General features: G+C 65.9%; 10 protein-coding genes. All 10 read right to left on the bottom strand.

Annotated features, from left to right (window positions below):
* Positions 1-408 precede the first annotated feature (408 nt).
* Positions 409-1,668: a UDP-N-acetylglucosamine 1-carboxyvinyltransferase gene (gene murA, locus IG75_RS0120840; protein WP_030522389.1), complete on the bottom strand. Its 1,260-nt coding sequence runs from the start codon at positions 1,666-1,668 to the stop codon at positions 409-411.
* A 154-nt stretch (positions 1,669-1,822) separates the two neighbouring features.
* Positions 1,823-2,455, bottom strand: a complete 633-nt coding sequence (locus IG75_RS0120835; RefSeq protein ID WP_051714758.1) for a cob(I)yrinic acid a,c-diamide adenosyltransferase — start codon at positions 2,453-2,455, stop codon at positions 1,823-1,825.
* 106 nt (positions 2,456-2,561) lie between these two features.
* A complete protein-coding gene (locus IG75_RS0120830) occupies positions 2,562-2,984 on the bottom strand; it encodes a DUF2550 domain-containing protein (protein ID WP_030522391.1) in 423 nt (140 codons plus the stop codon).
* Positions 2,985-3,245: 261 nt separating this feature from the next.
* Complete coding sequence (locus IG75_RS0120825; protein ID WP_030522392.1) at positions 3,246-3,626, bottom strand: F0F1 ATP synthase subunit epsilon; 381 nt, start codon at positions 3,624-3,626, stop codon at positions 3,246-3,248.
* A gap of 6 nt (positions 3,627-3,632) precedes the next feature.
* A complete protein-coding gene (atpD, locus tag IG75_RS0120820) occupies positions 3,633-5,081 on the bottom strand; it encodes a F0F1 ATP synthase subunit beta (protein ID WP_030522393.1) in 1,449 nt (482 codons plus the stop codon).
* A 24-nt stretch (positions 5,082-5,105) separates the two neighbouring features.
* Complete coding sequence (locus IG75_RS0120815; RefSeq protein WP_030522394.1) at positions 5,106-6,077, bottom strand: F0F1 ATP synthase subunit gamma; 972 nt, start codon at positions 6,075-6,077, stop codon at positions 5,106-5,108.
* Positions 6,078-6,135: 58 nt separating this feature from the next.
* The gene (atpA, locus tag IG75_RS0120810) at positions 6,136-7,773 is read right to left on the bottom strand and encodes a F0F1 ATP synthase subunit alpha (protein WP_030522395.1); all 1,638 of its coding nucleotides are present in this window, start codon (positions 7,771-7,773) and stop codon (positions 6,136-6,138) included.
* Between the two features lie 82 nt (positions 7,774-7,855).
* Positions 7,856-8,665, bottom strand: a complete 810-nt coding sequence (locus IG75_RS0120805; protein ID WP_030522396.1) for a F0F1 ATP synthase subunit delta — start codon at positions 8,663-8,665, stop codon at positions 7,856-7,858.
* A 19-nt stretch (positions 8,666-8,684) separates the two neighbouring features.
* Positions 8,685-9,245, bottom strand: coding sequence for a F0F1 ATP synthase subunit B (locus IG75_RS0120800; RefSeq protein ID WP_030522397.1), 561 nt, complete (start codon positions 9,243-9,245; stop codon positions 8,685-8,687).
* A 5-nt stretch (positions 9,246-9,250) separates the two neighbouring features.
* Entirely contained in the window at positions 9,251-9,499 is a 249-nt protein-coding gene (locus IG75_RS0120795) for an ATP synthase F0 subunit C (protein WP_030522398.1), read from the bottom strand.
* Between the last annotated feature and the right edge of the window lie 13 nt (positions 9,500-9,512).

Below are 9,512 nucleotides of genomic sequence, written 5' to 3'. Positions count from 1 at the left end.
ATCCTCCACACGGGGGTATGAAGAACCGAAACCAAATTAAATATTTGGCACTGACATTCATCAACACACTATTGAGTTCTCAAAGAACACACGCACACACCATCTGGTGACTTTTAAGTCATTCGATCGGTGAGGCAACTTCTCAAGCTTAGCTCATCCGTTTTCCCGATTGCAAATCGGCGTCCCGGTCGAGCCAGTGTGATCGCCAGGCGCTCCTCGTCCTACCTCGTTTCCCTGGTCCCTCCGGCTCGGCGTTTCCGCCTCGCTCCGGGCCCCGGGTCGGTGTCCGTGTCGCTCTGACTTGGATAAAGTTACGTGGCATCTAATTCAATGTCAAATCGCCTGGTCAAAGCAACTTTTCGGCGACTGTTTCCGAGACCGTTTCCGAACCCGGGCCGCCGAGAACGGTCATGTTCCCACTCCCACCCGTTCCACGCCGGCTCCGAGCGCCTGGAGTTTCTCCACGAAGTTCGGATATCCGCGGTCGATGTGGAAAACGTCGTGCACTTCGGTCACCCCGTCGGCGACGAGGCCCGCGAGAACCAGTCCGGCGCCGGCGCGGATATCGGAGGACCACACCGGTGCGCTGGAGAGGCGGGGAATACCGCGGACGACCGCGTGATGCCCGTCGGTCCGGGCATCGGCGCCGAGCCGGATCATCTCCTCGACGAACCGGAAGCGCGCTTCGAAGACGTTCTCGGTGATCATCGAGGTGCCATCCGCGATCGCCGCCAGGCCGATGGCCATCGGCTGCAGATCCGTGGGGAAGCCGGGGAACGGCAGAGTGGAGAAGTTGACCGCGCGCGGGCGATCGGGCTGCACGACCCGGAAACCCTCGGGTTCGAACGAGATCCGCGCGCCGGCCGACCGCAGCTTGTCCAGGACCAGTGCCAGATGCTGGGGATTGACCCCGGTGACCCGCACATCGCCCATCGTCATGGCGGCGGCGATACCCCAGGTGGCCGCGACGATCCGGTCGCCGATCACCCGGTGCGTGATCGGCGACAGTCGTTTCACGCCGTGGATGGTGAGCACCGAGGTGCCCGCACCGCGGATACGCGCACCCATCTGGGTGAGCATGGTGCACAGGTCGACGATGTCGGGTTCGCGCGCGGCGTTGTCGATCACCGTCTCCCCCTGCGCCAGCACCGCGGCCATGAGGATGTTCTCGGTGGCACCGACCGACGGGAAATCCAGCCGGATACGCGCGCCCTGCAGCTCGTCGGCCCGCGCGACCACGCATCCGTGCTCGATCTCGCTGGTCGCGCCGAGCAACCGCAGCCCGGCCTGGTGCATATCGAGAGGCCGGGAACCGATGGCGTCACCACCGGGCAGCGCCACCACCGCACGTTTACAGCGGGCCATCAACGGGCCGAGGACACAGACCGAGGCACGGAACTGGGTCACCGCCGGGAAATCCGCGTGGTATTTGGGTTCGGCCGGGGTATCGATCGTCACCACATCGCCGGAGACCTCGACGTCGCATCCGAGACCGCGCAGGACCTCGGCCATCAGAGGCACATCGAGGATGTCCGGACAGTTCGTGATGGTGGTCTTGCCTTCGGTGAGCAGAGCAGCGGCCATCAGTTTCAGGACGCTGTTCTTGGCGCCTCCTACCGAGACCTCACCGACCAGCCGGTTGCCGCCAGTTACCAAAAACCGTTCCATGCCGCCTCTCCGAGTATTCGGCGCACCAGTGAGTGCAAGGATAGAGCGCCCACGATCGCATTGCGCTGCCGGTCGAGACAACGCCGAGCCCTCGCGCGCGGCGGCTCGGCCACCCGATCGCCAGGAGCAGTTTCCACCGTCCGGACGGAATCCGTCAGCTTTCGGACGCGGGATCCGCGCCCGGTCCGTCCGGAGTCGCCGCACCGGCCTCGTCCTTGCGGCCACCGCCGGGCTGCCAGAGGACATCACCGTCGGGATTGGTGTAGCGGCTGAGGATGAACAGGAGATCCGACAGCCGGTTGAGATATTTGGCCGGTAGCGCGCTGGTGTCGCCGGGATGCGCTTCCACGGCCGCCCACGCCGAGCGTTCGGCGCGCCGGACGACCGTGCGTGCGGTGTGCAGCAGCGCGGCGAGCGGGGTCCCGCCGGGCAGGATGAACGAATCGAGCGGAGCCAGCTCGGCATTGAACCGGTCACACCAGTGTTCCAGGCGTTCGATATAGCTCGCGGTGATGCGCAGCGGCGGATACTTCGGGTTCTCCACCACCGGAGTGGACAGATCCGCGCCCGCGTCGAAGAGGTCGTTCTGGACTCCGCGCAGGACCGCTGCCAGTTCCGGGTCCGGGCCGCCGAGGGCGATCGCGACCCCGAGGGCGGCATTGGCCTCATCGCAGTCCGCGTAGGCGATCAGCCGCGGATCGGTTTTCGGCACCCGGGAGAAATCACTGAGACCGGTGGTCCCGTCGTCGCCGGTGCGGGTGTAGATCCGCGTCAAATGCACGCTCACAGGACCACCCTAACGTCCATCCGACCGGCCGCGAGGTTGCGGCGGATGCGCATTTGCGCCGTACTGCCCGCTCGAGAAGGCCCGTGCGAGGAACGGGCCTACGGCCTCAGTGGCCGCGTAGCCGGCGGGCCCGCTCCGAAGGCCGTGACTCGACCCAGGACAGGAACGCGGTCAACGCCGCGCGATCCAGTGCCAGCTCGTAATCGCCGTGGCGATCGGACACCCCGATCACCGCGATCCCGTCGGTCATGATGTCGTACTCGTCGCCCTGCGGACCGCGGCGTTCACCGATCTCGATACCGCGCCGGCGGATCACCGAATCGGCGCCGAGCCGGAGGCTGGTGAGTTTGAAGAAGACGAGGTGATCCTCGTCGTAGCGGATGACGCCGTGCCGCCAGCGTTCCCCGCCGCGAGCCGGGAGTACGCGCAGGATGGCCGCGGTGCCACCGCGCCGCAACATGACCAGGCGATACGTGGAAACCAGAGCCAATGCGACCAGCACGAGCACCAGAATGATCAGAAGCACCATCCCGGTCCGCAATGCTGCACATCCCTTCGCTCATCCGAGGCGATCGCCGGATCGGACCGGCAGATGCACCCGCGGCCATTCAACCACGAACCAGTTTACAAATGGCACGGGGATGTCTCGGATAATGCGACGTCATCGATCCCGGGGGCGCCCGTGGGCAACGCCGGTGTGAACCGGGACACCGATAGAACGGCTCCGGCCGGCGACGAGGGATCGTCGCCGGCCGGAGCCGAGATCATTCTGTTGTGCTCCCGTGGGAGATCAGGACGCCGCGCCGGCCTGTTCCACCGCGCGGACCCGGCCCTGTGCGGCCAGCTGGGCCTCCGCGGACGCCGACCCGTCGGACAGCACCTGACGTGCGGCCGCGATATCGACCTCGGTGGAGAACTCTGCGGACTCCGCCAAGACTCGCACCGTATCGGCGGTGACCGAGAAGAAGCCGCCGTGGACCGCGGCCACGATCCGGCTGCCGTCGGTATCGACGATGGTCACCGTGCCACCCTCGACCAGTTGGCCGAGCAGCGGCTCGTGCCCGGGCAAGATGCCGATCTGTCCCTCGGTGGTCTGGGCGCTGACGAAACTCGCCCGGCCCGACCACAGCCGCCGCTCGACCGCGACGAGATCAACTGACATATCCGCCATGAAGGACTACTTTCCGGCGATCTTCTTCGCGGCCGCCTCGACATCGTCGAGACCACCGCAGCTGTTGAACGCCTGCTCCGGGAAGTGGTCGAATTCGCCCTTGCAGACCCGGTCGAAGTCGTCGATGGTCTGCTCCAGCGGCACGACAGAACCGGGCTGACCGGTGAACTTCTCGGCCACGATGAAGTTCTGGCCGAGGAACTTCTCCAGCCGGCGGGCACGGCCGACGAGGACCTTGTCCTCCTCGGAGAGCTCGTCCATACCGAGGATGGCGATGATGTCCTGCAGTTCCTTGTACTTCTGCAGGATCCGCTTCACCTCGTTGGCCACCGCGAAGTGCCGGTCGCCGACGATCGAGGCCTCGAGGATACGAGAGGTCGAGGTCAGCGGGTCGACGGCGGGGTAGATACCCTTCTGCGAAATCGGGCGGGAGAGCTCGGTGGTCGCATCCAGGTGGGCGAAGGTGGTCGCCGGGGCCGGGTCGGTGTAGTCGTCGGCGGGCACGTAGATGGCCTGCAGCGAGGTGATCGACCGGCCGCGGGTCGAGGTGATCCGCTCCTGCAGCTCACCCATCTCGTCGGCCAGCGTCGGCTGGTAACCGACCGCGGAGGGCATACGACCCAGCAGGGTCGAGACCTCGGAACCGGCCTGGGTGAACCGGAAGATGTTGTCGATGAACAGCAGCACGTCCTGGTGCTTCACATCGCGGAAGTACTCCGCCATGGTCAGCGCGGACAGGGCGACGCGCATACGGGTGCCCGGCGGCTCGTCCATCTGGCCGAAGACGAGGGCGGTGTCCTGCAGGACGCCCATCTCTTCCATTTCCAGGTGCAGGTCGGTGCCTTCACGGGTGCGCTCACCGACGCCGGCGAACACCGAGGTGCCGGAGAACTCCCGCGCGATACGGGTGATCATCTCCTGGATCAGCACGGTCTTGCCGACACCGGCACCACCGAACAGACCGATCTTGCCGCCCTTCACGTACGGGGTCAGCAGGTCGAGCACCTTGACGCCGGTCTCGAGAATCTCGGTCTTGCCCTCGAGCTGGTCGAAGCTCGGCGGCTTGCGGTGGATGCCCCACTGCTCGCCGTCGCGGCCGAGGCCGGGGCTGTCGAGGCAGTCGCCCAGGGCGTTGAACACGTGCCCCTTGACGACATCGCCGACCGGCACGGAGATCGGCTTACCGGAGTCACGGACCTCGGCGCCACGGACCAGGCCGTCGGTGGGCTGCATCGAGATGGTGCGCACGATGTTGTCGCCGAGGTGCTGGGCGACCTCGAGGGTCAGCGTCTTGGCTACCGACTTCAGAGTGATGTCGGCGGCAAGAGCGTTGAACAGTTCTGGAATGGAGCCCCGCGGGAATTCGACGTCCACGACGGGGCCGATGACGCGGACCACGCGGCCCGTGGCGGCGCCGGTCCGGCTCGACTCTTCTCGAGTAACAGCTGCGGTCATTTGTCTGGTTTCTCTTCCTGCGTCTCAGTCGCGTTCCGAGCTGGCCGCCAGGGCATTCACGCCGCCGACGATTTCGCTGATTTCCTGCGTGATGTTGGCCTGCCGCAACGAGTTGGCCTGGCGAGACAGGGAACTCGCCAATTCGTTGGCGTTATCGGTGGCCGCCTTCATTGCGGTGCGCCGAGCGGCGTGCTCGGATGCCGCTGCGTCGAGCAACGACGCGTAGATCCGCGTGTTGATGTACTTGGGCAGCAGCGCCGCCAGCAGCACATCGGCGTCGGGCTCGAATTCGTACTGCGCGCTCACCTCGGCCGTGGGCGAATCGGACAGCATGTCCTTGCCCAGATCGAAGTTCTCGTCGACGAAGGAGATCTGGATCGGCGCCATCCGGCGCACCTCCGGCGTCTGCGACAGCATGCTCACGAACCGGGTGTAGACGATATGGAGTTCGTCCACGCCCGCGATCGAACCGGTACCGTCCGGTGCCGGGACCTCGCCCGCGGACCCGGCCATGAAGCTGTCCACCAGGTGGTTGCAGGCCGCCGAGGCATCCGGATAGGTCGGCTGCTGCGAGAACCCGGTCCACGAGGCCACCGGCCGACGATCGCGGAAGGTGTAGTACGTCAGGCCCTTGTTGCCCATGACGTAGAGCACCGGTTCCTTGCCCTCGTCGCGCAGGGTGGTCATCAACTCCTCGGCGCGTTTGAGCACATTGGAGTTGTAACCACCGCATTGGCCGCTGTCGCTGGTGATCACCAGCACCGCGGCACGCTTCGGATCGGAGCGCTCGGTGAGCAGCGGGTGCGACAGATTCTTCGACGCACTCGCCAGCTCCGCGACCACCTTGGTGATCTCCTCGGAGTACGGCTTGGCGGCCGCGACCCGAGCCTGGGCCTTGGTGATCCGCGAGGTGGCGATCAGTTCCTGGGCCTTGGTGATCTTCTTGATCGAGTTGATACCACGAATACGGGAGCGCAGCTCGCGCAAGGTAGCCATCGGTTCACACTCCCCTCATTCGCGGCGTGACAGGAAAACAGCGCATGGTTCGCCCGGTCTACTTCTCGACGTGCTTGCGGGTGACCGACAGCGATTCGACCTCTTCGTGGCCGAGCTCGTCGGCGCCGGGCTCGTTCACCACGCGGGTGCCGTCCGAGGCCAGGAAGCCCTGCTTGAAGTTGTCGGTAGCGGTCTTGATCTGCTCGGCGGCATCACCGTCGAGCACCTTGCCACCGGCAATGGCGGTGAAGGCGTCCGCGGCGTTGCTGTGCAGATCCTCGAGCAGCTCGACATTGAAGCGGCGGATATCGGCCACCGGTACGGAGTCGTAGTAGCCGCCGTCGACCAGATAGATCGAGACGATCTGATCCTCGACCGCGATCGGCGAGTACTGGTCCTGCTTGAGCAGTTCCACCCAGCGGGCACCACGCTCGAGCTGCGCCAGCGAGGCGGCGTCCAGGTCGGAGGCGAAGGCGGAGAACGCCTCCAGCTCGCGGTACTGGGCCATTTCCAGACGCAGCGAACCGGCGACCTTCTTCATACCCTTGGTCTGGGCGGCGCCACCGACACGGGAGACCGAGGTACCGACGTTGATCGCCGGGCGGACGCCCTTGTTGAACAGGTCGGACTCGAGGAAGACCTGGCCGTCGGTGATGGAGATGACGTTGGTCGGGATGAAGGCCGAGATGTCGTTGGCCTTGGTCTCGATGATCGGCAGACCGGTCATCGAACCGCCGCCCATCTCATCGGAGAGCTTGGCGCAACGCTCCAGCAGACGCGAGTGCAGGTAGAAAACGTCGCCCGGGTAGGCCTCGCGGCCCGGCGGACGGCGCAGCAGCAGCGAGATCGCGCGGTAGGCCTCGGCCTGCTTGGTCAGATCGTCGAACACGATCAGGACGTGCTTGCCCTGGTACATCCAGTGCTGGCCGAGGGCCGAGCCGGTGTAGGGGGCCAGCCACTTGAAGCCGGCGGAGTCGGAGGCCGGGGCGGCGACGATGGTGGTGTACTCCAGCGCACCGTGCTCCTCGAGGGCGGATTTCACGCCCGCGATGGTGGAACCCTTCTGGCCGATCGCCACGTAGATGCAGCGCACCTGCTTGGCCGGATCGCCCGACTCCCAGTTGGCCTTCTGGTTCAGGATCGTGTCGATGCAGACCGCGGTCTTACCGGTCTTGCGGTCGCCGATGACCAGCTGACGCTGACCCCGGCCGATCGCGGTGAGCGCATCGATGGCGGTAATGCCGGTCGCCATCGGCTCCTCGACCGGCTGCCGCTCCAGTACTGTCGCGGCCTGCAGTTCCAGGACGCGGCGGTCGTCGGATTCGATCTCGCCCAGACCGTCGATCGGCTGGCCGAGCGGGTTCACGACGCGGCCGAGGAAGTTGTCGCCGACCGGGACCGAGAGCACATCGCCGGTGCGGCGCACCTGCTGGCCCTCTTCGATCTCGGCGAACTCGCCGAGGATGACGGCACCGATTTCACGGTCCTCGAGGTTCAGCGCGACACCGAGCACACCGCCCGGGAATTCGAGCAGCTCGTTGGCCATAGCCGAAGGCAGGCCGCTCACATGCGCGATGCCGTCACTGGTATCGGTGACGACACCGACTTCCTCGATGGAGGTTTCCGGGGTGTAGCTCTGGGTGTAGCTTTCGATCGCGCTACGGATCTCGTCGGAGGAGATCGTCAGCTCCGCCATGTTCTTCCTGCTCTCGGTCTCTGGTCTGGAATGTCGGGGGTGTTGAGCGGTTCGCGCCGGACCGGTGCCCGGCGCCCCGCCGCTAGGTCAGCGAGCGGCGCAACCGGTCCAGTCGGCCGATCGCGCTGCCGTCGATCACATCGTCGCCGATGCGCACGACGAGCCCGCTCAACAGTTCGGGATCGACCTCGACATGCACGGTGACAGCCTTGTTGTAGATACGTGCCAGGGCGCCGCCCAGCCGTTCACGCTGGGAGTCGGTCAGCTCGATCGCCGACCGGACGTGCGCGACGATCTGTTCGCGCCGGGCCGCGGCCAGGTCGGACAGTTCGTCGAAGGCCACACCGATCCCGGCACGCTGCCTGGTCACCACCTGTTCGGCGAGAGCCCGGGTGATGGGCTCGGCCTTACCGGACAGCAGCCGCTCGAGCAGTTCTCGTTTGGCCGCCGCCGAGGCGGCGCGATCGGACAGGGCCTGTTCCAGCTCCGGGTTGTCGGCGATGATCCGGCCGAAGCGGAACAGTTCGTCCTCGACGGCGGTCAACCGGCCCTTTTCGGAGGCCGATTCCAGGTATGCCAGCTGACCGAGCAGCACCAGAGTGTCGACCAGGTCCCGGGCACGCGACCAGTCCTGGGCGACCGCAGTGGTCAGCACCGCCTGAGTGGCAGCGCTGACCTGGCTCCCGAAGATCCGCTCGCACAGTTCGGCGCGGGCCGAACCGGGCACCGATACGTCCGCGAGCGCCACACGCAGCGGACGCTGGTCGTCCAGTACGTCGACAACGGCGAACAGTTCGGACCCCGTCGTGGCCGCAACACCGTTGCTTCCGGTCAGCGCGGCCCGAAGCGCCTCCTTGGACCGGGAGCTGGCCTCACGGCTCGCTGCGTACATGGTTTTCACTCCTCCGTCGTTACCTTCCGACCCCGATACCGGCGTCCGAACGGTCGATCTCGTCGAGGAATCGCTCGATCGTCGCGGCCTGTTTGGCCTCGTCCGATACCGACTGCCCGATGATCTTCTCGGCCAGGTCCACCGCGGTGCGGCCGACCTCGGCACGCAGCTCGGTCAGGATCTGCTGGCGCTGGGCTTCCAGCTGGGTGTGCCCGGCCGCGACGATACGGTCGCTCTCGGCCTGGGCGTCGGCCTTCATCTGGGCGAGGATCTGCTGTCCCTGGGTGCGGGCGTCTTCGCGGATCTTCGCGGCTTCCAGACGTGCGTCGGCCAGCTGCTTCTGGTACTGCTGCAGCGTCTCCTGGGCTTCGGCCTGCGCGGCCTCGGCCCGATCGATGCCACCCTCGATCTTGTCGGCGCGCTCGTCCAGCACCTTCATCAGGCGTGGAACGGCGTATTTGTAGACCACGAAGGCGATAATCGCCACGCAGACCGCCGACCAGACGATGTCGTACGTCGCGGGGATGAGAGGATTCACATCCTCTCCCTCAGCCGCTGCGAGCAGAATGAACTCGTTCATCGGAATCAGAAGATGAAGCCGGCGACGAGACCGATCAGCGCCAGGGCTTCGGTGAACGCGATGCCGAGGAACATGTTGGTCCGGATGGTGCCGGAGAGCTCGGGCTGGCGGGCAATACCCTCGATCGCCTTACCGACGACGATACCGACGCCGATGCCGGGGCCGATGGCGGCCAGGCCGTAGCCGACAGCGCCAAGGCCCTTCAGCGTGGATTCGTTGGTGGCAGCTTCCTGGGCCAGGTACGAGAGGCTCATGAGTCTTCCATTC

Source organism: Nocardia rhamnosiphila NBRC 108938, from assembly GCF_000720425.1.
In the GTDB taxonomy this organism is placed as follows: Bacteria; Actinomycetota; Actinomycetes; order Mycobacteriales; family Mycobacteriaceae; genus Nocardia; species Nocardia rhamnosiphila.
This window is presented reverse-complemented; position numbering and strand designations above follow the sequence as displayed.

Bases quoted from the DNA above. Each gene is read 5' to 3' on its own strand.
- murA (WP_030522389.1), bottom strand. From the start codon at position 1,668: ATGGAACGGTTTTTGGTAACTGGCGGCAACCGGCTGGTCGGTGAGGTC.
- IG75_RS0120830 (WP_030522391.1), bottom strand. From the start codon at position 2,984: ATGGTGCTTCTGATCATTCTGGTGCTCGTGCTGGTCGCATTGGCTCTG.
- IG75_RS0120825 (WP_030522392.1), bottom strand. From the start codon at position 3,626: ATGGCGGATATGTCAGTTGATCTCGTCGCGGTCGAGCGGCGGCTGTGG.
- atpD (WP_030522393.1), bottom strand. From the start codon at position 5,081: ATGACCGCAGCTGTTACTCGAGAAGAGTCGAGCCGGACCGGCGCCGCC.
- IG75_RS0120815 (WP_030522394.1), bottom strand. From the start codon at position 6,077: ATGGCTACCTTGCGCGAGCTGCGCTCCCGTATTCGTGGTATCAACTCG.
- atpA (WP_030522395.1), bottom strand. From the start codon at position 7,773: ATGGCGGAGCTGACGATCTCCTCCGACGAGATCCGTAGCGCGATCGAA.
- IG75_RS0120805 (WP_030522396.1), bottom strand. From the start codon at position 8,665: ATGTACGCAGCGAGCCGTGAGGCCAGCTCCCGGTCCAAGGAGGCGCTT.
- IG75_RS0120800 (WP_030522397.1), bottom strand. From the start codon at position 9,245: ATGAACGAGTTCATTCTGCTCGCAGCGGCTGAGGGAGAGGATGTGAAT.
- IG75_RS0120795 (WP_030522398.1), bottom strand. From the start codon at position 9,499: ATGAGCCTCTCGTACCTGGCCCAGGAAGCTGCCACCAACGAATCCACG.